The 23085-nt window shown below is 61.0% G+C and carries 21 protein-coding genes and 1 pseudogene; 5 read left to right on the forward strand and 17 right to left on the reverse strand.

The window, feature by feature from the left end:
• The first annotated feature begins 89 nt into the window (after window positions 1–89).
• On the forward strand, window positions 90–1850 hold the full coding sequence (locus ACODS2_RS07665) for a primase-helicase family protein (protein ID WP_488998279.1): 1761 nt from the start codon (window positions 90–92) through the stop codon (window positions 1848–1850).
• A 315-nt stretch (window positions 1851–2165) separates the two neighbouring features.
• Here ACODS2_RS07665 and ACODS2_RS07670 read toward each other — a convergent pair whose 3' ends face one another.
• The 16 genes and pseudogenes from ACODS2_RS07670 to ACODS2_RS07745 all read right to left on the reverse strand — a co-directional run bounded on the left by ACODS2_RS07670 (window position 2166) and on the right by ACODS2_RS07745 (window position 16236).
• Entirely contained in the window at window positions 2166–2594 is a 429-nt protein-coding gene (locus tag ACODS2_RS07670; protein ID WP_488998615.1) for a metallophosphoesterase family protein, read from the reverse strand.
• A gap of 276 nt (window positions 2595–2870) precedes the next feature.
• Window positions 2871–3098 (reverse strand): annotated as a pseudogene (locus tag ACODS2_RS07675) (metallophosphoesterase); the annotation flags it as partial.
• 171 nt (window positions 3099–3269) lie between these two features.
• Window positions 3270–4667: a DNA sulfur modification protein DndB gene (locus ACODS2_RS07680; protein ID WP_488998280.1), complete on the reverse strand. Its 1398-nt coding sequence runs from the start codon at window positions 4665–4667 to the stop codon at window positions 3270–3272.
• Between the two features lie 1148 nt (window positions 4668–5815).
• The gene (locus ACODS2_RS07685) at window positions 5816–6283 is read right to left on the reverse strand and encodes a hypothetical protein (protein WP_488998281.1); all 468 of its coding nucleotides are present in this window, start codon (window positions 6281–6283) and stop codon (window positions 5816–5818) included.
• On the reverse strand, window positions 6280–6819 hold the full coding sequence (locus ACODS2_RS07690) for a recombinase family protein (protein WP_488998282.1): 540 nt from the start codon (window positions 6817–6819) through the stop codon (window positions 6280–6282). Before ACODS2_RS07690 ends, ACODS2_RS07685 begins: the two co-directional genes overlap by 4 nt.
• 374 nt (window positions 6820–7193) lie before the next feature.
• A complete protein-coding gene (locus ACODS2_RS07695; protein ID WP_488998283.1) occupies window positions 7194–7826 on the reverse strand; it encodes an NADPH-dependent F420 reductase in 633 nt (210 codons plus the stop codon).
• A gap of 12 nt (window positions 7827–7838) precedes the next feature.
• Window positions 7839–8453, reverse strand: a complete 615-nt coding sequence (locus ACODS2_RS07700; RefSeq protein WP_488998284.1) for an NADPH-dependent F420 reductase — start codon at window positions 8451–8453, stop codon at window positions 7839–7841.
• Window positions 8454–8526: 73 nt separating this feature from the next.
• Window positions 8527–10050: a UbiD family decarboxylase gene (locus tag ACODS2_RS07705; RefSeq protein ID WP_488998285.1), complete on the reverse strand. Its 1524-nt coding sequence runs from the start codon at window positions 10048–10050 to the stop codon at window positions 8527–8529.
• A complete protein-coding gene (locus ACODS2_RS07710) occupies window positions 10047–10874 on the reverse strand; it encodes an MBL fold metallo-hydrolase (protein ID WP_488998286.1) in 828 nt (275 codons plus the stop codon). Before ACODS2_RS07710 ends, ACODS2_RS07705 begins: the two co-directional genes overlap by 4 nt.
• The gene (locus ACODS2_RS07715) at window positions 10871–11491 is read right to left on the reverse strand and encodes a UbiX family flavin prenyltransferase (protein ID WP_488998287.1); all 621 of its coding nucleotides are present in this window, start codon (window positions 11489–11491) and stop codon (window positions 10871–10873) included. Before ACODS2_RS07715 ends, ACODS2_RS07710 begins: the two co-directional genes overlap by 4 nt.
• A complete protein-coding gene (locus ACODS2_RS07720) occupies window positions 11488–11775 on the reverse strand; it encodes a YciI family protein (protein ID WP_488998288.1) in 288 nt (95 codons plus the stop codon). Before ACODS2_RS07720 ends, ACODS2_RS07715 begins: the two co-directional genes overlap by 4 nt.
• Window positions 11776–11822: 47 nt before the next feature.
• Window positions 11823–12500 (reverse strand): type 1 glutamine amidotransferase domain-containing protein, encoded by a 678-nt coding sequence (locus ACODS2_RS07725; protein WP_488998289.1) that lies wholly within the window; start codon window positions 12498–12500, stop codon window positions 11823–11825.
• Window positions 12497–13438, reverse strand: a complete 942-nt coding sequence (locus ACODS2_RS07730; RefSeq protein ID WP_488998290.1) for an SMP-30/gluconolactonase/LRE family protein — start codon at window positions 13436–13438, stop codon at window positions 12497–12499. The genes ACODS2_RS07725 and ACODS2_RS07730 overlap by 4 nt, the downstream gene beginning before the upstream one ends.
• A gap of 19 nt (window positions 13439–13457) precedes the next feature.
• On the reverse strand, window positions 13458–13922 hold the full coding sequence (locus tag ACODS2_RS07735; RefSeq protein ID WP_488998291.1) for an aldehyde dehydrogenase family protein: 465 nt from the start codon (window positions 13920–13922) through the stop codon (window positions 13458–13460).
• 141 nt (window positions 13923–14063) lie between these two features.
• Entirely contained in the window at window positions 14064–14591 is a 528-nt protein-coding gene (locus ACODS2_RS07740; protein WP_488998292.1) for an ester cyclase, read from the reverse strand.
• Window positions 14592–14748: 157 nt separating this feature from the next.
• On the reverse strand, window positions 14749–16236 hold the full coding sequence (locus ACODS2_RS07745; protein WP_488998293.1) for an aldehyde dehydrogenase family protein: 1488 nt from the start codon (window positions 16234–16236) through the stop codon (window positions 14749–14751).
• Between the two features lie 394 nt (window positions 16237–16630).
• Here ACODS2_RS07745 and ACODS2_RS07750 point away from each other — a divergent pair, with 394 nt between their 5' ends.
• Window positions 16631–17563: a helix-turn-helix domain-containing protein gene (locus tag ACODS2_RS07750; RefSeq protein ID WP_488998294.1), complete on the forward strand. Its 933-nt coding sequence runs from the start codon at window positions 16631–16633 to the stop codon at window positions 17561–17563.
• A gap of 1170 nt (window positions 17564–18733) precedes the next feature.
• Here the strand turns inward: ACODS2_RS07750 and ACODS2_RS07755 are convergent.
• Window positions 18734–19516, reverse strand: coding sequence for a crotonase/enoyl-CoA hydratase family protein (locus ACODS2_RS07755; RefSeq protein ID WP_488998295.1), 783 nt, complete (start codon window positions 19514–19516; stop codon window positions 18734–18736).
• 76 nt (window positions 19517–19592) lie between these two features.
• Between ACODS2_RS07755 and ACODS2_RS07760 the strand changes: the two genes are divergently transcribed.
• The 3 genes from ACODS2_RS07760 (at window position 19593) to ACODS2_RS07770 (ending at window position 23070) form a co-directional block, all read left to right on the forward strand.
• On the forward strand, window positions 19593–20180 hold the full coding sequence (locus ACODS2_RS07760) for a carboxymuconolactone decarboxylase family protein (protein ID WP_488998296.1): 588 nt from the start codon (window positions 19593–19595) through the stop codon (window positions 20178–20180).
• Window positions 20177–22639: a CoA transferase gene (locus ACODS2_RS07765; protein WP_488998297.1), complete on the forward strand. Its 2463-nt coding sequence runs from the start codon at window positions 20177–20179 to the stop codon at window positions 22637–22639. The genes ACODS2_RS07760 and ACODS2_RS07765 overlap by 4 nt, the downstream gene beginning before the upstream one ends.
• 140 nt (window positions 22640–22779) lie before the next feature.
• Window positions 22780–23070: a winged helix-turn-helix transcriptional regulator gene (locus tag ACODS2_RS07770; protein ID WP_488998298.1), complete on the forward strand. Its 291-nt coding sequence runs from the start codon at window positions 22780–22782 to the stop codon at window positions 23068–23070.
• Window positions 23071–23085 lie beyond the last annotated feature (15 nt).

A 23085-nucleotide genomic window follows, 5' to 3' on the forward strand; every position in this document is an offset into this window, starting at 1 on the left:
AAGGCACGCAAATCTCCGCGCTCAGCCGTAATCGCCGATCAGGCGCCGTTCGCGAGCCCATACTCTCCCTCAAAGCCTAAGGCCTTTCCATGCTCCAGAATGCCTTGTCGCGCCTGTTTGCAAACACGCACGGTGACATCTACACCTATGACCCCAAGCTGAATGTCGCGCTTGAATGCCGTGATTTCGACGCTTTGGCGTTATTCATTGAACACGCTGAATGTCCGCTTATCGATCTTGTCACTTCTAAGGGTGAGGCTGCTGGCACCTTTATCTCGGGCTATGGCCTTGCGATGTTCCCGCCACCGAGTATTCCATTGGAAGAGGGCGGGATTTACTTCACTGATGGCAACCCGATTTTGGGCAAGGCTCGTGACCGGCACCATATTACCCCAGAACTTCTGAACTATTTTGACGATCTTTTTAAGTATGCGCTTGACGAACTCGACGTGAAGCACATTCCTGCGCTGGCTAAGCCGAATAAGTCCCGTGGACCTGTCGACGCTTCATTGCTTTTTGATAGGACTGAAGAGGAGAAAAGGCACTTTCGCGAATTGAACGAAAGCTGTGCTGTCACTTTCATGGGGAACCAGCTTCGCGTTATCTGGCAGCCTGACAAGACGAAGCCCGCTAAGTTCATCACTGTTAAAGATGCTGCCGCTCGGGAATCTACTCGCATCGTTGAAGTGAAGTCCGATGGGGGTGGCACGAAGAAGGTGCCAGCGTTTACCCGTTGGATGCAGTGGCCCGGCCGCATCGCCTATGATGAAGTTGGATTCGCGCCCGGCAGTCGTGACCCCCGCATTTTTAATCTTTTCGATGGATGGGCAGTTACGCCAAGGGCTGGCAATTGGTCGCGCCTTCATGACCATATCCGGGATGTGATCTGCAGGGGCGATGATGAGCAATTTTGCTGGCTGATGACGTGGCTGGCGCACATGTTCCAACGTCCCGGTCAAAAGCCTACGGTTGCGATTGTGATCAGGGGCATGAAAGGGACCGGCAAGTCGATCTTATTCGATTTCATCCAGCGCCTGATGCCACACTATTTCTATAAGGTTGCTGACGGGAAGCGGGCCCTTGGAAACTTCAACGCACAGTATGAAAGCACGCTGTGCTTGCTGATGGAGGAGGCGCTCTGGGCTGGTGACCAGCCGAAAGAATCGATCCTCAAGGATATGATCACGAGCCCGACCATCGCGATCGAGCGCAAGGGCATCGATCCTTACATGGCCAAAAACTACATGCGCGTTGCCATGGTATCGAATGAGCGTTGGGTTGTGCCGGCGACGCATGAAGAACGCCGCTTTGCGGTATTCGACTGTGGGAATGAGCATCGTGGAGACACAGATTATTTCAATGAGATGAGTGCGCAAATGAACGCTGGCGGCCTCGCTGCAATGCTATTTGACTTGCTGACATATGTGCCCGCACAGGGCTGGGATATGCTCCGCAAGCCTCCCATTACCTCAGGGCTCAAAGAGCAGGTTGTTGATTCGTTGCGTGGCGCGGAGCGTTTTATGCATGAACTGCTTACTACCGGCGCCTATGAGTGCGAACAGCTCGATGAAGGCGGGATTTTCCTCTCAGAAGATCGGGAAACGCACGTCAGCATGAGGGATCTTCGCATCGCTGCAAAGGACTACCTCGCTGACCATCATTCTAGCCAAAAGGCCGCCAACTACGGACTTCTCCGCCGTGCGGTGACGGAGTGGTTCGGCGCCGAGATCGAGACCCGGCGTACCAAGCAGAATGCGGTTTCATGGGTGGTATTCCCGTCGCTGCGTGAGTGTCGGGAGCACATTCGCCGCACCAAGGGCATCGAGATCACCGCACCGACTGCGAACTGAACCACCCCGCCATCGCAGCAAATACGAGGGGCTCCCGTCAGGGGGCCCCTTTCACACATATGCCCCTGGCAAACTGACGCTCTCTGGACCTACCAACTGCGAGCGGAACCTATACTCTATTGCGTTCGCACCATGCGCTGTGTTTTCAATCGCCGAGGGATACCCCCTCTGGGTCCCCCCTCCCATCTAGGGAATATTCGAACACCGCACCCACCGCGGGCCAAAATGACATCGGCTGTTCACTTAGTTCCATGGAAAATGGGGCTGGCCGCAAACGGCATCAAATCCGACTGGCTGGACGGACGCTCTACGCACCTAGGCAGCGACAAATTTCGACGCGGACAGCTCGCTTTCGCCATCAAACCGATAGCACGCCAACGGACCACCTTTGCCGGCGCTGTAATCGACACAAGCCACACGATTGGAGCGCGGCTTCATAGGTTCGCGGGGGTTCAGCCAATAATGGCCGATGAAAGTTGGCCGGTCTGTCTCGGGGATTACTTCCCGCCCAACGATCGCAACATCTGGCACATCCTCAGGGCGCAGCCCGATGCTGGCATCCCGATATGTCGTCAAATGCGGGTTCCACCACTGCGTGCGAATTTCGTGGCGCTCGTGCCCGTCCTTGTCGTGGAATGACACCCCTTCTGGCAGAGCGATCTCCTCACCCTTCAGCAGCGTCTCGAGCGCAACGTAAGCGTCAGTACCCCGCTGGCTGGCGTTCTCAATCAGTTCTTCGGTCAAACGAGCACCATCTGCGAGGTGGGGCTTGAGCGCTTCGGCATGTCGCGGGCTCCAGCACGCATGAACAACCCGCATTCCTGGCTCTTCAATCCAGAGCGGCAATTGCTTCATCCATTCGATCCACGCCTTGTGCTCGGCCGAATCCTCTCCGACATCGGCAAGGAAGGCGTGATGCTGGCGTCGGTTCTTCTGCCCTGTATGGCCAGTCCTTCGCCGCAAATGCTCGCCTGGTTCGTGCCTGTCGGGCGTGGCCCAGGCGATTGCGTTGAATTCATGGTTACCCATGATAGCCCTGGCTGTTCCAGCCTCAACCATGGCCCGGACAATCCGGAGAGTCCGAACTTGGTGCTCCCCCCGATCGACCAGATCCCCAACAAATATCGCCTGCCTTTCAGGATGGCGCCGGACACCGGCCCGATGGCTATAGCCGAGCTTGTGCAGCAGTGCCTCAAGCCGATCGGCGTGCCCGTGGATATCGCCGATTATGTCGTAGGCTACGTCCATTCCTATCTCCTAACCGTCTGCACCGTTTACTTTGCACCATCAGTCATCATCGGGCCCGAATGCGCCTACCACCGAGCAGCAAGCGCACGAGTCTGATTTCTCTAGACTTCTTAGCAAAATGAAAAAGGGGCGTGGTTGCCCACGCCCCCACATCCGGACTGCCGATGCCGATCAGGCGTGACGGCTCGGCAGGCCAAGCTTGAAGCGGATCATATCCGCGATTACCGGGTAGACGTCGTTGTGCTTCACCGAGAAGGTGAACCGGCCGTTCTGGTACGAGCCCAGATCGCGTTCGAGCACCTTGCCGTTTTCGTCCTTGGCCAGGTACGCCTCGATCCCGTTGAAGATTTTGAGCTGCGAGCGCTCTTCCTCAGGCATCAAGAAGTACTGCCACAGCTTGTTCTCGTGGCTGAAATCGACGTCGTTGAGGTTGTTGAGGATCGTCTGCAGGTGTTCTGCGTCGCTGGGCTGGATCGACCGGGAGAAGCCGAAATCGTAGACCAGCTTGGCCACGGCCTTCTGCACCACGATCTGCCGGATGACGGTCGCTTCCATGTCGGGGTAGCCTTCCACCTCGCGGATCGCATCCCACATCATCTTCACCACGTCCTTGCGCTCGGCGACCTGCGTGGGGATGGCGCCCCTCACGTTGGTCTTGTTCTGGAAGGCAATGGCGTTGACGCTGGCCAGTTCGGTCAGGGACAGACCGCCATCGTCTTCGACACCGACAACGCCGGCGAGTTCGTCCTGGATGAAGACGATGATCGGGTTGGCCCGGTCATACTGGTATGACAGGTCCGTCGCGACCTTGCGGGCCTTGTTGTTCAGGTCGGCGAAAATCTGGCGCTCTTCCTCGACAGACAGGCCGATGTGCAAATCGATCGTTACGGTCATGCGGAGCAAGGACTCCCGCGCATCACTCCAAAACTGCTTCTGGGCATCAGGGACCGTGCCCTTCAGGCCGAAGAAGGAGCGCTTCCCCTTTCCAGAGGGGTAGGTCCCAGTCGTCGCGACATAATCGAGAAACGCCCGGGCACGGTCCAGGCCAGCCCTACGGTGCTGGCCGTCGAGGAGAGACCAGTTGACCGAGGTCCGCAGCCAAGCCTTGACCACATTGACGCCGTTGATCTTCGCCAGCGGCTCGAACCGGAGGGCGTTCGCGTCATTGCGATCGACGCCGCGCAGATTCGCGGTCCAAGGCGCAAGTGCGAACACTTCCTGCGGCCCCATCAAATCGATGAGATGCTTGTACTCTGCGGGGACGGGCAGCTTGCGGCGCTCACGATCTTTCAGCCCCGCAACAGCCGCCGCCTGAAGGACATAGGCGGCCAGGCCATTTGCGTGTGCTTCACTGAGTTCGCGCTGGGCAGTCTCATCTTCATCGTTCGGGTCATTGTAGACCGTAGTGGTTTCCACGGCTTCGAACGCGGGCAAGTTGATCACGAGAACAGGGTGCCCGGAATTGCTGCCCAGCAGGCAGGCAAACTCCCGCGTGACACTGTCGGTGCCGGCGAGAAGATCGTCGAGGCTGGTCATATCGGTCTCCGTGGGATGGTCGAAATTGAACATGTGTGAACTCCTGTAACTGAGAAAAGTGCCTGATGGAACCCAGATACCGACTCGAATCGATTCGAGTCAATAGCCTGGATTCTTTTTTTATCTCCCTGGGATGTATATTTCTATTCCTGGATTAACGTTAACGCCGTGTCGGTGGCCTGCTCCCAGTTTTCCGCTGCTGCCTTGTAGCGTGATGCATGGAATCAATCCGCAGGCCGGCGCGGCGCCGCGTGCAATCGAAAGTCTGGGCTGAAGTGATAGAGCTCGCTGGAATTCTCGGACGCGTGCCTGAAATCGAACGAGGCAAACTGCCGGCAGCGCATTTTACTCAGGCCGCGCGGCCATCGATGATGGTGCGCCGCCCAACTGAAGCGCGGTCAGATGTCCAGAAAATGCACTAGTGCCGCCCGACTCGCACAGCTGGGGGTCGCCCGAGCGTTGCGGGGCCGGGGCACACACCATGCGCCCAGACCCTGAAAAGGATGAGCGCCTTGGCCATCATTGCGATAGAACCTTGCCAGGGATTGCATGACGCTCGATTCGGCATTTTCGATGCTAGTGGCCGCCATCGGCCACACTAGTTCGCGCCAATCCACACCACTTCGGGGGCCATTTTGGGGGCCATTTCATTTTTCGAATTCAGGTTCTCTTTATTTTACAGCCGTATGGTGGCCTAAATTGAGTCCTCTTCTGGCACCATTTTCCTGTATCAGATTGCCCCTCGGGGCTCGCCAAACCCCCAGAATTCTGGCATTTATTGTCCCGCGTTGTCGCTGGACGGTTTCTGGCATTCCCCCACAATCCGCGGGAATTGGGGGCATCAATGGGGGCACTTCAGGCATTCGGCATCGCTTTGACGAAAGGCCTTGCCCCCAGATGCCTCTGAAGGACGCAGAGATTCGCGCGTTTCGAGCGATAAACAAGCCGTTCAAGAAGCCCTCGCCACCGCTCGTCTTGGTTGCGCCCTTTTCGAAGGCGAACCATTCCCCCTTGGGATCGGCGGTGATCGGATCGAGAATGCCGAGCAGCGCGCACAGATCGTTGAAGTGGCTCTGCGATGCAGAGCGCTCTTTCAACTCGGTGTTGCGCCACTTTGCAATGAAACTCTGAGGGGTCATGTACGGCCTTGATGTCTAGGAGAGTGTGGTTGGGCTTCGGTTTCAAGCCGCTTCCTCAAGCTCCTCTTCGCCGTAGTACTCATCTTCCTGCCCCATAGGCTGGGTGCTCTCGCGGACAGCTTCCTTGCCCATGGCGGTCTCAATCAACGAGAGCAGTCTGGCACGGCGAAGCTCCATGAAACCATTGAAATCGTCCGCAGCGAGCAGATCTTCATCGATCTCATGGCTCGTCAGGATGGCTGACAACCGATCGGCAGCTATCGGCGGGTTGCTGTCATTCCCCTTCGGCAGGCGACCAAGGTACGTTGAAGGTGCAACCCCGCCGAGCATCCGATTGGTAGCAGAGGCGAGCCGCGTCTTGTTGACAATGCTGTTGTAGATCGCGGGTTCGATCTTCTGGTTCTTGCACCAGGCCTCCGGGAAGATGTGGTGGATATCGACGTTTTCGTCGAAGAACACGGTCTGGTCGTAAGGCTGACCAGATTTGAAGTCCTCCGCACCAGACTTCATAAGCAGGGCGTGGACGCCCTTGTAAGCGGCGGATAGACGCGATCGCAGGGTGCGAAGTCGCTTCTCTTCAAAGCTGGAGCGCTGAACAGTCTGCGGTTCTGTTCCGCCGCTGACCCATGGCGAAAAGTCCCGAATATCGAGCGCGAAGCGGCTCTCGACGGCGGACCCGTAAAGTTCGCCAAAGACCCCGCACCAGTACCACTTCGCCAGCTTTTGCCGGATCGCATCATTTTCCCATGCCGGGCCAAGCTCCGCGAGGATCGCAACGAGTGGAGCCGTTCGAGGGTCGCGCGAACATCCATGGCATTGCGGCCTAGCCGGTCGAGCTTGGTGACGATCAGGACGTCATCCCAGTCGAGCCGATCGATCAGCTTGCGGAAGCCTTGTCGCTCCATCGCTGGCGTCGAGCCCGATACCTTCTCGGTGATGACCCGTCGTGGTTCAAGTTGGAAGCCTGCCGCTTGGATTTCGAGGACTTGGTTTTCGGGGGTTTGATCAACTGTGCTGACGCGGCAGTAAGCAAAAACTCGTGGCATGGCGCACCTGTATCGAAACCGTGTACCAAATTCTGTACTGTATCGAAAACGACCGTTTTCAATGCAAGCAGACGTTCGAGTCTGGTGAGGAGCACGTAGTCGGTTTGCTTGATTGCAGCCGGCGAAAACCGACCAAACTAGGTCAATTCAGCCATTCCAACCTTAGTCTGCTTTCGCCGATAACGGTCATCAACGAATGGCGCCCTTATGACCGCAGGCCGTCCATCCGCCGTTGCCGATGGAGAGATCGTCGCTCAAGAAATGAGAACACCCATTCTAATAGACCCGGATCATGTAGCATCACGTCACGGACGTTCCCCCAACGATGCGAATCCGTTTGCCCTCAAACTGCCCTGTCGGCATCGCATTCCTACTTAATGGATGAGTGTAGCTCCTATCCGGGCACCCATGCCTTGCACGTAGGCCAACTGTACCAACAGCATGCCGAGCGGCTCGATATAGCGGCCGAGCGAAAGCGGTCCGGCGTCCACAGCGGCAGCTGGAATGTCGCCGATCAGGCCGACGATAACCGAGCGGGCTTCTGCGTCGTCGCCGCAGACGAACACCCCGGGCAGCTGACCGTCGATTTCCATTGACTGGGAATGCAGCATCTCGGCGAAGGGAGGCACGGCTTTGACGACACGTGCACCAGACGCGACATGGGCGACCTCCTCGCCGCCACTCGTCGTGGTGCCGATTTCCAACCCACTCATGTCAGCCTTGAGTGGATTGGTCGTATCCCACAGGATCTTTCCGGCAAGCAGCGGAGCGATCACGCGTACCACAGCAAGCGTCGCGCCCCAAGGCGTGGCCATGATGACCACGTCACCATGCCGAGCCGCCTCTTCCGGCGAACCGGCCCGGGCGCCAAAGCCGATCGCCGCGGCTGCAGACTCGACCTTGTCCGGGCTGCGGGCGAAGCTGACCACGATGTCGTGGCCTTTGGCCGCCAGACGCTTGCCAAGTCCGGTTCCGACATTCCCGGCACCGATGATTCCGATCTTCATGCTCGTGCTCTTTCAGATGGTCCCGGCCGAAAGGCCAAGTGTTGCGCGCACGGCTGCCGCCGTCATGGATTTTGCATAGATCGGGCTGCCGGGATCGAGGTCGATCGAGCGGTCGAGGCCGCCGACCACGACCGGATCGAACCCGGCGTCTCGAGCAAGACCTGCGGCAATCACCACTGCTTCGGCATGATCGCCCGCGATGGGCATGGCCAGCTTCTCGCCCGCCCTGCCAGCCTGGTCGCGCAGGTCGATCAAGTAGATGGTATTGAACGCCTGCACTACGTGGCTGTCCGGCAGCAGTTCAGCGACATAGGTGGCCGAACCCTTGCCAGCCGCAACCACCTCCTGGGCCATCGGGCCATCACGGTCCGGATAGGGATTGGAGGCATCGATCAGGACTTTGCCCGCTAGTGTAGCAGCGTTGTCCCGCGCGAAGTCGGGCCAAGCTCCGAACGGCCCGGCGAAAATGACCACTTCGCCGAAATCCGCCGCTTCGGCGGCGGTTCCACCCGCAGCGCCGACTGCGGCGGCGCTGCGGGTGCCATAAAGGATCTCGTGCCCTGCACCTGATAGTAGATGGCCAAGCGTTCCCCCGATGTGGCCTGCACCGATAATGCCTATTTTCATGACTTGTACTCCGTCTGTCGGAATGACGGGCCGTGTTCGGCACCGCGCGGGTTGGCGGACATGGCGCTGCCCTTCATGATTGCTGCAGGCTGGTTCGGCGTGTCTCGGCATCGTCGACCGGATAGCCGTAGTCGCCCCAACGCTCCTTCACCTGCGCCTGAAGCTCGGCCGGGTAGGCGAAGCGGAACGACGAGCGTTTGGGTAGCTTGCCGCCAAGATGCTCGGGATCGAGGCAGTTGTAAATGACCTTGGTGGTGCGCAGCGACGCCTTCTCGGCATTGTCGATATAGGCCACCAGTGGATTGGTGTTCTCGTCGTTGTAGACAAGCGCGCCCCGGCTGCCGGGATGGTTGCGCGTGGCGAATGCCCAGACGAGCTCCTGCGTGTTCGAGATGTCGATATCGTCGTTGACCACCAGATACTTGGGTGTGCCCATTCCGCCTTTCTTCTCGAACAGGATCTCGGCAACCCGGCGGCACAGCTCGGAGGAGCGCAGGCCGGTCTTGGCGCGCCAGTCGCGTTCGACGCTGATCGCGAACCAGTGGTTGGTGCTCTCGAACGGCGACCAGGCGGTCGCCACCGGGAATCCGGCCTCACGAAGCAGGAAGACGATCTCGCCGGCATTGGGAATGCCCCACGCGGTATGGTTCTCTTCCGGCGGCTCACCAGCAACGCTGATCGGCAGGATCGGATTGTCGCGATGAGTGACTGCGGTCACATTGTAGACGGGCTTGGGGCTGGGAGGGCCTTCCCAGAGATAGCCGGCGTATTCACCCATCGGCCCTTCCGGCGCGGTCTCCGTCTGCGAGACATGGCCCTCGACGACGATCTCTGCCGTGGCGGGAACCAGCACATCGACCGTCTCGGCGCGCACCACCTCCATGCCTTCGCCCAGGATAGCACCGGCAAATTCGACCTCGCTCATGAACTCGGGAAGCGGCATGCCGCCCACGTAAGGGAGCACGGGTGGTCCGCCGAGGGCGAGCGCGAACGGCATGTCCTTTCCGATATCGGTCCAGGTCTTGCGGACCATGCCGATGTGCTGGTTAGGCGCGATGATCCCGGCCATGCGCTTCCCGTCGATCACCATGATCCGCGCGATCGACCAGCTGCGCCAGCTCTTGTCCGGCGTTTCGCAGCAGATGATGCCGAAGGTGTTGAGATAACGCCCGCCGTCGCCGTCGTGGAGGAGCGGTGCGGGCAGTTCCATCAGGTCGACATCCGTGCCGATGTGGATGTTCTCCTTGCACAGTCCGGTCTCGGTGATGCGGGGCGGCACGAGTGGGCGGGCGCGGGCGGCTGCAAAGGCCTCGACGATGTCGCGGCTGCTGGCCTCTGCCGGCAGCCCGACCGCAGTGGCGATGCGCGCTAGCCATTGGCCCGGGCGCGAGGACACGCCGCCGGGTGCGCCGAGCACGCGCATGCCCGGGCGCTCGGGAATGTTCTCGAAGAGCGGCGCGGCCTGTCCGGTCTCGCCTGCGCGCCGGCTGACAGCGCCGATCTCGAGGTCGAGTGCGACCGGGCGCGTGATCCGCTGCACTTCGCCGATCGATTCCAGCGCATCGAGATAACTGCGCAGGTCCATATGGTGGGTCATGCCTGTTGCTCCGCCAGTTCAGCGGCCAGTGCCGCCGCATTCATGTCGACAAGGGCTTCGAGCGGCCAATCCTCACGTCCGGCGAGCGTTGCTGCACGGACCGCGGCAAGGCCAGCCGTGTCGAGGACGCCGCCCCGCGCATGCTGCGCGACAAGGGCCTGCTGCTCGCGAATGTAGCGGCGTTGCAGGTCGAACAGCGCTCGGCCGCCGGCAATCCCGTGGCCGGGGAATATGTGAAGCGTATCGGGGAACATGCTCTCGACCCGATCAAGCTGATCAAGCCAGGCATCGCTGCGATGTTCTGCCAGCCAAGGGTGGCAACCGTGATAGACAAGATCCGATACGATCAGCGCATCGGCATCAGGCACATGCAGCACCGTGATATCACTGCTCTCGCCCGGCCCAAGATCAACGACGCGGATCACGATCCCGCCGATGGTCCATGTCTCGTCGCTGCCCGTCACCTGATCCGGTAGCGCATCCAACGACGGGTAGTCGTCGCCGTAGATAGGCGTCCAGGTGGCCCGCTTCGACGCCTGCGTCTCGGCGATCCCATCGATCGTCGTCCTGGTGGCATAGACAGGGACACGGCCCAGCCGATCGAGCAGGATCGGAAGACCATTGAAGTGATCGGGGTGCGGATGCGTGATCACGATACCGGCGAGCGGCTTGCCGAGGCCAGCGACCTTGTCCGCCAGTGCCTCGGCGGTTGAAACGAGAAACTGGGTATCGACGAGCACCAATGCCGCTTCGCCCTCGATGATGAAGCTGTTCACGAAGAACTTGTCTTGCGGAGCAGCGAAGACGTGAATGAGGGGAGTCACTCTGAGCTCCTTTCAAGGGGCACGACGTCTGCAGACGGGCGGCTGGGCAGTTCTCCGGTCCAGCGGTCGACGAGACCGGCGTCGAGATCGAACAGGTCGAGCACGCGGCCGATGGTGTGATCGACCATGTCGGCCAGGCTCTGCGGCCGGGCATAGAAGGCGGGCACCGGCGGGAACATGATGGCACCCGCCTCGGTCGCGGTGAGCATCGCTTTGAGGTGGCCGATATGCAGCGGTGTCTCGCGCACCATCAACACCAGTCGGCGCCGTTCCTTCAGGCAGACATCGGCGGCCCGGGTCAGCAGATTGGATGATGTGCAGGCCGCGATCTCGCCCACCGTGCGCATCGAGCACGGCGCTACCACCATGCCCATCGTCCGGAAGGAACCCGACGAGATCGCGGCGCCGACATCGCCGATCGCATAGCTGAAATCGGCCATGGCCCGCAGCTCGCGCGTGGCGAGCTCCGTCTCATAGGCCAGCGTCATCTCACCCGGCTTGCTGATGACGAGATGGCTCTCGATGCGGAGATCGCGGAGCACCTCAAGCAATCGAATGGCGTAAACAACTCCGGTTGCACCCGAGACCCCGACAATCATGCGACGGGGGGGCGTCATGATCCGGCCCTTGCTCGCTCGTTGGCGATCGCGAGGGCGAGGGCGTGTGGCTCGGCTTCGGGCAGGACCTGCGACCAAGGGCGGATGGTAACCTCCTCGAAGACCTTGCCCGACGCGTTATAGGGCTCCGCCGCGATGAAGGCCTCGGCATGGGCGGCGTCGGTATCGCTCAGGACGATCATCATTGTCTCGGGCTGACCCTGCCCGTCGCGGGTCGGGCCGCCGAACAGGATGCGATCTCGATGCGCCGCGATGTATTCGAGATGAGCGAGACGCAGCGCCATGAGATGAGGTAGGGCGCCGGCTGCGATTCTGCAGGCAACGAGGTGGCTCATGACGGCCGCCTGCCGGCTTCAACCAACCCGATGAACGCGCGGCCTGCGGCAAGGCCGGACTGCGGATTCTGGCCCGTGACCAGCAACCCGTCGATCTCAACATGCGGCTGATGCGCGGGGCTCGACACGAAGTTCGCGCCCTCTTGCTCCATTCGGTCTTGCAAGGAGAAAGGCATGTGCGCGAACAGCGGGTCTTGCGCATCCTCCTCGCGGGTGAAGCCCGTCACTCGCCGCCCGCGCAGAAGGGTCGTTCCACCGGGCAGGACCACGTTGAGCAGCGATGCCGGGCCATGGCAGACCGAGCCGACCGGCTTGCCCGCGCTCCAGAAAGCGGCGATCAGCGCTTTCAGCTCTGCATGGGTGGCAAGGTCGAACATCGGCCCGTGTCCGCCGGGCATGAAAATACCGTCGAACCCATCGTGGGTGATCCCTGCCAGTCGCTGGGTAGCGTTGAGACGTTCAAGCGCGTCGCGATACTCGGTGATCTCCGCAGCCGCCGGGTAGCCGCGCGGATCGACCGGCGCGGGGCCGCCGCGTGGGCTAGCCACCACCACATCCATCCCGTGCGTGATGCAATGCGCATAGGGTTCGGCGAACTCGCTGAGCCAGATGCCGGTGGTGGGCATGCCGCCGACATCGCCATGGCTGGTGGTGACAAACAGGATTTTCGTCATGCCGGTTCCTCGGGAAAAAGGGGCGCGCCGGTTGCGCCAAGGGCAAGGCGGACAAGCCGCGCCGGTTGCAGCGCGCCGCCGACCGGGCCAATAATACCGCCAGTCGTGGTTACGTAGAGCGCGCCCGCATCGGCAGGGGTGATACCGAAAGCGCAGGCGGTGGAACCGGCTAGGCCGTGGTCAGCACCAGCGAGCGTCACCCGCGTGCCGTTCTGCGCCAGCCGGTCGAGGCTGTGGCCGATATGCGTCGCGATATAAGCATTCCCGGCAGTGTCGAAGGCGAAGTCGTCGCCCCGCAGCCGCTCGGCGACAACTTCCAGTATCCCCGCTCGGTCCCCGACTATTGGTGCGCGGCAAAACAGGGCGCGGCCGTTGGAAGTGATCCATGCGTAGCCGTCGTGCAGTTTGAGCCCGTTCGCCCCGGGCAGGAAAGGCGCCTTCGGCGCTGGCAGAAGACGCTCGTCCTCAAGCCAGATTGTGGAGGCGCGAGCGCCGAGATCAACGCGCAGGACGCGCCCATGCACCGATTCGTTGGCAAGCAGGACACTCTTGGAGAGCGCTGCCATCCCATTGAGGAACACCGCGCCCGCGACCTCCAACAACTGGGTCGCCGCACCGCTCGCGAGGTCGATCGTCCAGATCGACCACGGTGCCTTCTCGGGTACGCCGACCGCCGCGAATAGCGTGCTGCCGATCCGAACGAGGCCGGTGACCGGGAGCGTCAACTGAACCAGTGTCGCGCGCCGCCCGTCCGGCCAGACGCGGTCGATCCGCGCCTCGCTCAGCACCGAGACTGCGAAGGAACCGTCGGTCAGCGGCACCAAATTCTCGACGAAGGTGCCTACCGGCCATTCGCAGATTGTTCGAGCCGGAACATAGTGGGGCGGCGCCGGATCGTGTGGCGGCAGGTCAGCGGGAAGATCTAGGATCGGGTCCATGCCGGTGCTCTCCTTAACCTTAATTCGCCCGGATCGTTGTGTACCGGCTGCAGTTCTCGAGAGGCTCGGCCCCCTGTTCGCGGCCGTGGCCCGAGATCCGGTAACCACCGACGGGCACGTCAAGATCGTATTTGTGCGAGGTGCTGAGCCAAACCGTGCCCGATTTGATGTGGTCTGCCAGACGCAGCGCGCGGCCGTTGACGATCCAGCGATCAGCGCTGGCCGCGTCGAACTGCGAAACGAAGGCGCCAACCTCGTCCATGTCCAGCCCGGTGCAAAAGGTCTCCCCGGTTCCATCGACGATCACGACCGGTGTCTCGCGGTCAGTCGCGACATCGCGCATCAGCCGCGCAAGCGTATCCTGCGAATTCTGGTTGAACGCCCAGTCGCCGCCGTTGGTATGGAGTTTGATGGTCAGAACCCCGCCCCCGCGGGGCAACGCGGCATAGGGATAAGCGTCGCAATAGGCTTCGAGTGCGGGCATTGGCGATCTCCGTTTTTGTCCTCTGGCGGCAGGTATTGCGGGCCGGGCGTGAAGCGGGCGTCGGTGCGCCTGATGTCCGGAAACCAGATCAGATTGGGTCGCGAAATGGCCTGGGGTACGTGGCGGCTCGATGCTCACCAGTCATGGCAAGACTTGCCGCTTGATCTCGTCAGAGTAGATCATCTCCCATTGGAGAGGATTCAGGGCGCCGACATAGTTCTCAACGATCTTGCCGCCGCGCACGCACATCAGGTGGGTTTCCGCGAGCGTAAGTCGGCGATTGGTCGCAGGCACGCCATTCAGCGAACCGACATGGTCCGCATGGGCCACAAACCGCACGATCACCCTGCCGTCCTGCGTCACCAGGACTTCCTGAATATCCAACGTGGCGTTTGTCGATGAAAGCGCGACACCCAGCGTGCCGGCGACGACGCGTTTGTATTCCTCCCGGCTCGTTATCGGCGCGTCCGGCTTCAGGCCTGTCGAGACCCAGACATCGGGGGCCACGTATCGGTCGAAGGCCGTCAGATCGCCGCGGCCCAGACCTTGCTCGACAAAACTGCGGACCACGGCTGCATTGGCCCTTTGCACAGCCCGCGACACCGGCATTCCGTTAGTGCAGGCCGCACGCCGGAAGCGATCGCCGACCGTTTCCTGCGCGCTGGCCAAGGTCGCCGGAAGCGCTGCGAGCGCCAAGACTACAAGAGCTGCATATCGTCTGCCGGTGCTCATCTGCACATGCCTTGCTTGAGGGAAAGTGTAGCGGCCCCCTGCGGGGAGGGGGGTGAGGTACGGAGGGGGCCGCAGATCCGGGCTGGCTGCAGGGTCAAGCCAAATTCGCCCAGATCGTCTTGTACTGGCTGTAGTTTTCGAGAGCCTCGGCTCCTTGTTCGCGGCCGTAGCCCGACATCCGGTAGCCGCCGAAGGGCGCGTTCGGATGGTATTTGTGCCAAGTGTTGAGCCAGACGGTGCCCGCCTTGATGCGGTCTGCCAGACGCAGCGCGCGCCCGATGTCGCCGGTCTGAATGCCTGAGGCGAGGCCGTAAGGCGTGTCGTTGGCCAGGCGGATTGCCTCGTCCTCGTCTTCGAACGGGATCACCGGTACGACCGGACCGAAGATCTCCTCGCGGCTGATGACGAGATCGTTGGTGGCGTGCGCGAACACCGTCGCCTCGATGAACAGGCCCTTGCCGTCGATCTGGCGGGTGCCACCACCGGCGGTAAGGCGCGCCGACGAGTTCTTGCCCGCCTCCACATATCGCAGCACCTTGTCATATTCAGCGCGGCTGGCAATCGGACCGATCTGGGTCGCGGGATCGAGCGGATCGCCGAGCACGGCCTCGCGCGCCATGCGCGAAAGGCGCTCGACGAACTCGTCGTAAATCGCCCGCTCGACCAGAATGCGGCTCCCGGCGACGCAAACTTCTCCCTTGTTCCAGAAGATACCCCAGAACGCAGCCTGAAGCGCTGCCTCCATGTTCGCATCTGCAAAGACGATGTTGGGCGACTTGCCGCCCAGTTCCATCGTCAGGTGTTTCATCGTCTTCGCGCCATTGCGCATGATGCCTTGGCCGACACTGGTCGAGCCGGTGAAGGCGATCTTCTCGACCTTGGGGTTCTTGACCAGCGCATCGCCGAGGCTGCCACCCGGACCGGTTATGAGGTTGTAGACCCCCTCCGGCACGCCCGCATCCAGCGCCACCTGGGCAAGCGCAAGCGCGGTCAGGGGCGTGTCTGATGCGGGCTTGTGAACGATGGTGTTGCCTGCCGCCAGCGCCGGTGCGATCTTGGAAGCAGACAGAGCCAGCGGAAAGTTGAACGGCGTGATCGCTGCCACCACGCCTAGCGGCTCGCGCCGGGTGAGGATGCGGACGTCATGCTCGTAGCTTGACCGGTAGCCGCCGTTCATCGCGCTCATGGCAAGCCCGCCGAAAAAACGGAACAGGCCGGAGCAGTGCGGCATGATGATCTCGCGGAAGTCCTTGTAGGGCATCCCCATATCCATCGCCTCGCGGATCGCGAAGTCATCGGCGCGCTCGTCCATGAGGTCCGCCATACGAAACAGGATCTTGGCCCGTTCTTCGTGATGCATGCGGCCCCATGGGCCATCCTCGAAGGCTTCGTATGCGGCATCGACGGCTTCGTCAGCTTCGGCGACGTCCGCCTTGGCGATGGTCGTGGTGATATCCTCGGTAGTTGGATCGATATTATCGATCGTCTCGCCCGATGCGCTTTCACGCCATGCACCACCGATCAAGAGCTGGCCCTTCGGCAGAACCTTGCGGCGAGGAGCTGTGGTCGCAGATGTGTTCATTATACGGACCTCGCCAATTGCTGACTGCGTTGCAAAGTTAGGCAGAGATCCACTGGCGGCGTTAGGACGCGATTATGTAACTTGGACGGGATTGATGCGGAAGTTGGCGGGCGCTGCCGCTCACCCGAAGCGGGGATTGAATTGCCTTGCCTGCACCGCCTGCGTCGCTGGCCTTGTCTGTCACGACAGCCCGCCAACGCTGAATTCTTATTCTCGATACATTCCCCGCAAGCGCAACATCAATTCGTCACGAAGTGTGTCCATCATCGTTTAAGCTAGGACTTGAACAACAAAGTTGGTAAGATCGAACGTATTGAAATACTTTGGATTAAAACTGAATTCTGCGGTGCTGGCGCATTCCGGTCGGTACCTCTGGATGTAGGCAGGGATCAGCGTGACGACGCCGGAACATCGTGCAGCGCCCTCAACCGAGATGGCATCGCATAACAACGGACCTGTCGACTGGTTCGGACTGGAACCAGCAGCTTGGGCTCGATCACCGGAGCGAGAGGCATCCATTGCGCTCTGGCGTCTCGAACAGAGCAAACCCACCGGCTTCAGAGCAGAGCCTTTGGCCGATGCACATATGATCTGCGTACATCTCAGCGGATCAATGGAATGGTCGTTGAAGGCCAATGATCGCAGCTATCAGGCACCATGTGACCCGAATACTTTCTGTCTCGCACGCGCAGGTGAAGCGGCAGATGTTGAATTCGCCAACGCCCGTGTGAGCTTCGCACATTTCTATCTTCCAGTGCGTTGGTTCGAAAGCGACATGGTCGACGCGGCGAGCTCGCGCCGCGGTAGCACCATCGAACTCGTCGATCCCATGAATGCGACATCGTTCAAGGTTGCCGGCATCGCCCGCAGGGCAATCGGCGCGATGCGGAGTGGAGGACCATCTGCGCGACTGACGATCGATGCTGCTTTGATTGAACTCGCTGCAACCCTTGTGAAACACCATTCGACAGCTGTGTCGGCACGGATTGCGAGGGGCGGACTTGCCCCGGCCATAATGCGCCGCGTAGTGGACTATCTCGTCGCCAACCTGGCTGAACCGGTGTCGCTTGCCGAACTGGCAAGCCTTGCCGGAGTCTCGGCGCCGCATTTCTGCCGCGCCTTTGCTGAATCGTTTGGCGTGCCTCCGCATCACTATCAGATCGCACTTCGGATCGATAAGGCTGCGCAGCTTCTGGCCTCGTCAGACTTATCGATAGCAGATGTCGGCATCGCCGTCGGTTATGATGACCCAGCCTACTTCAGCCGTATCTTCTCACATCAGACTGGTCTTTCTCCCAGAGCCTGGCGTGCGGTACGAACTACCTAGACACTGATGTGAGGTCGTGGACGACCTCACGCTTGTGAACCGCGCCGGGATTGCCGAAGGCCCTGACTCCTGAGAGGAAGAGTCTACGATAAGCAAGACGACGAACAAGTTTGCGCCGAAGGTTCGTAAGGCGGTCCGCATAGTGCTGGGCCACGATAACGATGACCGTATCCCACGCGCGACCCACAGTTTCAGCCTAATCAGCGTTTGAGCGCGTAAACGAGACTTGTGATATTGGCTAGAGGCTGAGGCGAGTTTCATTCGAGCCCGCTCGGCCATCAATGATGAGATCATCAAGCGGTTCGCCGAACGCGGCATCTAGCGTCTGAACTGCACTGCGAATTCAGTTGGCGGCGTTTCACCCTGTTTTTTCTCAGTTAATGCGAACGGAAGTGAGGAAGGTTGATTGTGGCGTTGCGCCGACTCTCGCCTTAGGCGCCACGCACCGGGAGCCTGCGGTTTCCGTCTGCGGGTGGCAATCGGCTATCGCTTGAATGAACTGCCTCCGCTTTTGGCTCGCTGCGACGCTCCTGCCGTCCAGCTCACATCACTTCATGCGCACAGCCGATTGCCCGCGAACGACTTGCCTGGCTGCTCTGCGGCTGTGATCGACGGTTCGCTTTGCCTTGCAGAGTGCCCGAAGGCCGACTGTCTGTTTTCTGCCCAATCTCTGCAGTTCTGAAGTCTCGCTTGGGCAAATGCCAAATGTCCGCAGTTGGCAAGACCTGCCACTCAGCCAGCCGCGAGGGAACGGCATAAAAGTCCCATAATGCGGCCTTTCGCTTCCGTCGGCAATCGACCAGACCTGGTCGTTGGCGGCCACCGCGTTGAACGACTGGTTTCGCCAAAAGCCGCCGGGCTGCTATTGGGATCGCCGATCGGCCACGCTTATGACCGAAGCTGGGTGGTATGCTGTCCGTCCGCTGTCTGCCCGGAAAGTGGCAAGCTCGGCAAAGAAGCTTGGCAAGGCTGAGCTGAAGTGCACCACCTTCGGCTGCTCAACATGGCACTTCAGTGGCGTGGAAGCGGCCAGTCAGTCAGCATGGGTTCAAGGCTCGGATCCATTAGCGCAACACGCGCCGATTTTCCGACCGGCGTCGTGAATGAGGGACCAAGCAAGAACATCGTCTGTCGAGCAGGGCGTTGCGATTTGCCTCGACCAGCGGCAATCTACCGTCCGGAGAACACTGGATTGCGGCGTTGCATCATGGCCGTTGCACCTTCCAGAGCGTCGGCACTCCGCGCAAGAGCAGCTTGTGCAGACGGAAGTGCTTCAAACGCCTCCCGTTCGCCGTCCGCCAAGTAGCGCAACGCGGATGCTTTCGTAGCTTGCACGGCCAGCGGGGCGTTATGTGCAATGGCTGTCGCGATCGCTGAAGCGCGCCCAAGTTCCGAGCCCGAAGCTGTGACCTCCTGCACGAGCCCTATCCGGAGGGCCTCCTCGGCACTGAATTTCTCGGCCGTAAGCAGATAACGCATGGCGTTGCCCCAACCGACTTGCTGAATCCAGCGGACCGTGCCGCCACCAGACACCATGATCCCGCGCGACGTTTCGAGCTGGCCGAAAACACAATTGTCCGCAGCGACCACGATGTCGCAGGCGAGCAGAAGCTCAATGCCGACGGTGAATACGAAACCCGACACGGCAGCGACAAGCGGTTTGTTCAGCCTCGCCTTCAGCTGGAGCGGGTCGATCCCTTGGTAGCTTGGCGCAGGCTCAGCGCCCGACATGATTGGCACAAACTTCAACAGATCAAGACCGGAAGTGAAGTTTCCGCCCTCGCCATAGAGAAGGCCGACGCGCAGTTTGGGGTCCCCTTGCAAACGATCAAAGGCATCCGCCAGCCCGCGCATCATCGCCGGGGTGAGACTATTCCGCTTGTCGGGCCGCGATATGCCGATGTGCAGCACATGCCCGTCCACGGTCTGGTTGATCTGTCCGTCTTCCATCATATTGCTTCCATTTTCGTATCGATACGGCGCTACTACAGTGATATGAATTTGGAAGCAAGATGCCGGAGCACGCAAAATGACTCAGCCGCCACGTATCGCCCATCTCGATCCACCCTATGGCGAAGCCGAGGGGCAGGCGCTCGGCCGCATGATGCCAAAAGACAGCCCGGTCGAACCGCTCAAGCTTTTCAGGACTTTCGCCCGCAACCTTCCCTTCGCGACGGCCATGGGACCGCTGGGCGGATACATGCTGTCACGCGGCAGGGATGGCGGCGCGGGCTATGATGTCCGTTCACGCGAGCTGGTGATTGATCGCGTCACTGCGCGCTGCGGATGCGAGTATGAATGGGGCGTCCACATCGCCAGCTACGCACGCCGGGCAGAGCTGACTGACGAACAGATCTACGCCACCGTGCATGGTGAACCGGGCGAAGCCTGCTGGGACGATCGCGACCGCACTCTCCTGTCGATGGTGGACGAGCTCCATGACACCGGCTCGTTGACTGACGCTACCTTCGATGCGCTTCGGCGTCACTTCGATGAGGATAAGATCATCGAGCTCTTCGCGCTCGCCGGATGGTATCATGCGATTTCCTATATTGCGAACGGCTCCCAGACCGAACTGGAGGACTGGGCGCCGCGCTTTCCGGTGCGCCGCGCATGACACCAGCGCACACGCCGCTCGCTGGGGTGCGGGTGCTCGACTTCGGTTGCTACATCGCAGGGCCACTCGTGGGTATGTTGCTCGCCGACCAGGGTGCCGAGGTGATAAAGGTCGATCCACCCGGCGGCCCGGTTTTCGAACACGACGTGAACGCCGTATTGAATCGCGGAAAGCAGCGCGTTTCTGCAGATCTCACCGACCCGGCAGACCAGGCGCGCATCGCCGATCTGATCAGGGGCGCGGACATCGTGATCGAGAACTTTCCGCCAGCGACCCGCGAAAAGCTGCGGCTGCGGGCACAGGACGTGCACGCGATCAATCCTGATGTCATCCACGTTTCCCTGCCGGGCGCGGCCGCAGACGATGACCTGCTTGGCGGCGCTGACGCCTTTGAAGGGATCGTGGCGGCGGTTACGGCGCAGTTCACCAACATCCACGCCGTTCGCGAGCCTTTTGGTCTTGACCCGGTCTACACGCCTTTACCGATCGCATCGGTCTACGCTGGCGTTCATGCCGCAACGGCTGTGGTGGTTGCGCTAACCCGGCGAGCAGAGGGCTACGCAAGTGCATCGATCGAGGTGCCGCTGGTCAACGCGGCCCTTTCTGCGATGTCGAGCCTGCATCTCAGGGTCGAGCGCCAGCCGGAACGCTATGCGGCGCTGCGATTGCCGACGGCACTTCGGTCAATCGCCTTGCCCATGATGCGGAGGTGGGCCCAGATCGGTGGCGAGCCCGCACAGACCAAGCTGCTGGCGATCGCTCGCAAATCGTATCCAGCGTTGATGACCAGCTATGAATGTGCCGACGGAAGACATCTGTATCTGTTCGCCATTGATAACGGGAAGATCGCGCGCGCTGCGCTTGAGGTGCTCGGCTTGCTCGATACGGTGTTGGCTGAAGGTTTCGTATTCGCCGAGCCCTATGCCGCCGGAGACCGGCGCGACAATCTGAGCGAGGCCAGTAACCTGTCGCGCACCCGCCAAGCGCGGCTCAAGGCGCTGATCGCCGGGGTGCTGCGCTGCCGCTCAGCGACCGAGTGGGAGGCCATGCTGAACGCGCGCGGCGTGACCTGCGCTGTGCAGCGAACCACGTCGGAGTGGCTGATGCTGCCCCAACTCGAAGCGGCGGGGTTGGTATGCCAGCTGGATGATCCTGAACTTGGCCAAATGCGGCAACCGGGACCGCAGGCGATGGTGACTGCCGGTCCGCGCCGCACGCGCGCGCCGCAACCCCGCTATGCAAGGGTGGAATTGGCGCAAGCGCGCTGGTCGGATCGTTTCTCAACGCCAGGACCTTCATCACACAGTCTGGACGAGATGCCGACAGCCAAGTGGCTCCAGAAACTCCTCGTCGTTGATCTGTGCTCGATGGTTGCAGGGCCAGTCGCTGGGCGGGTTTTTGCTGAATATGGCGCGCGCGTGATCAAGGTGGAGCCGCCGCTACCGAACCACGGCCCGCGCCTGACCGCTTGGTATGGGCTCGACGTCAATCAAGGCAAAGAGAGCGTGTGCCTTGACCTCAAGAGCCTCGGCGGACGTGACGTGCTTCGCCGATTGCTTCAGCGCGCCGATATTCTGGTCACCAATCATTCGCCCGAGGCAATGAACGTCCTCGGCTTTGCCGAGGATGCGCTGCGCGATCTCAACCCACGCCTGATCACCTGCCGCATCGGTGCATATAGCGGTCCATACGTCGGGCCGTGGGAAACGCGCGTCGGCTACGATCCTGTGCTTCAAGCAGCTGCAGGGATCATGATGCGTTATGGCGACCCGAATAACCCTGAACTCCATGCGATCGCCTCCTGCGTTGATGCACTGACAGGTTACTCGGCGGCATTTGGGGCGGCGGTGGCGCTGTATGCAGGCGGCGGATCGGGTTGTTCAGTCAAAACGTCGCTCGCTGCGGCGGCGACGCTGGTTCAGCTGCCCTTTGCTTTCGAACACTCCGCCCTGACGCGCGCGGAGGCCGCCGGACAAACCGCGAAGGGCGAGAGCGACGCCTACCGCCTGTACCGGGCCAAGGATGGTTGGATATTTCTTGCCGCCCCACGCTTCGGCGCTCGTGCAGTGGCAGCGGCACTGGGCGTGCCAGACACAAACCTTGTCACCATCGAACGTGCCGTGGCCCGCAGCTCGGTCGAAGCTGCGCTCGAAGTTCTGCAAGCCGCCGGAATATCGGCCGTCCGAGTGGAAACGATCGCTTCGCTGGCGGCAAGGATTACCGGCAGAATCGGTCAAGGCATACGATTGGAAAGGCATGACCTCCCGGATCTGGGCGCAGTAATCGTAGCGCAGGGTCAGCAGGTAACGAGCGGTGGTGGGCTAGCTCGGCTTTCGCCCGCGCAGAAGCCTGGCACCAGCACCGAACGGATTATCCGCGAAGTTGGTCTCGATCCGCACGTGCTGTTCGCTTGCGGGGCAGCTGCTCGCGAGATCTCACGTGATTATCTCCCGGCTTGAGGTTAGTGCGATGGAATTCGTCATCAGCAAGGTTGCCCATGTCAGAGAAGCAGGCGGACGAACATCTCGGGGCGAGTGTCCGCCGCCGCACCCCGATGCCCGGTCAAGCGGTGCGAGGATCGCAGAGCGGACGGCCGATCATGGCTGCGCTCGACCTCCTCAGTCGCCGTTGGGTGCTGCGAATCCTCTGGGAGCTCCGACGCGGCCCGCGCGGCTTCAGGGAAATGCAGGCCCTTTGCGACCAGATGTCGCCCAACACGCTTTCCACGCGACTGGCCGAGCTCAAGCAGGCGGGCATCGTCGCCCACACCCCCGAAGGCGACTGGGCCTTGACGCCCCTCGGCCACAAGCTCAGCCCTGCCCTTATGGCTCTGGACGATTGGTCGAAAGCCTGGGAGCGAACGCTCAGGGCTGGAAACAAGACCGACTGACAACGGATGGTCTGC

The sequence above is a fragment of the Novosphingobium sp. FG137 genome (assembly GCF_057809735.1).